General features: G+C 66.3%; 1 protein-coding gene. It reads right to left on the bottom strand.

Annotated features, from left to right (window positions below; translation table 11 throughout):
• Positions 1-359: Crp/Fnr family transcriptional regulator (locus tag MKK64_RS02690; RefSeq protein WP_409567833.1), on the bottom strand; the 359-nt coding region annotated here is incomplete at its 3' end.
• Between the last annotated feature and the right edge of the window lie 54 nt (positions 360-413).

Genomic DNA, 413 nt, shown 5'->3' with positions numbered 1-413 from the left:
CTCCCGACGTCGGACGCGAGTTGCTGGTGCGTCTTCCAGACGATGCCGTCCGCATCGGCTTCGACCAGCAGGCGTCGCGCAAGCCTCTGTTCCAGCGGTGCGAAGGCCACCTCCTCGACGAGGTCGAACACGGCGGTCAGGCGCTTGGTGTAGTCGTCGAGGCCGAAGTCCCGCAACTCGTCGCTCTCCCGCATCAGTTGGCGGAAGGTTTCGCCCGGCAACGCCGCCAGTTCGGTCCGGCTCTCCGCGACGCTCTTAGCAGGAAAGCCGCCGCCCGATACCAGGCACTGGGTAGAGACGCCACAGGCCCCCCCGGCGCCGACCTTGTAGATCAGCATCTCGCGGCCGGTTTCGGACATCCTGAACCCTCTGCTCCTCCCATCCAGGCCCGTGGAGTAATGCGCACAGGAACC

The organism is Methylobacterium sp. E-025 (assembly GCF_022829705.1).
Lineage (GTDB): Bacteria > Pseudomonadota > Alphaproteobacteria > Rhizobiales > Beijerinckiaceae > Methylobacterium.
Note: the sequence above shows the minus strand (reverse complement) of the source record. Positions and strands in the feature narration are given on the sequence as shown.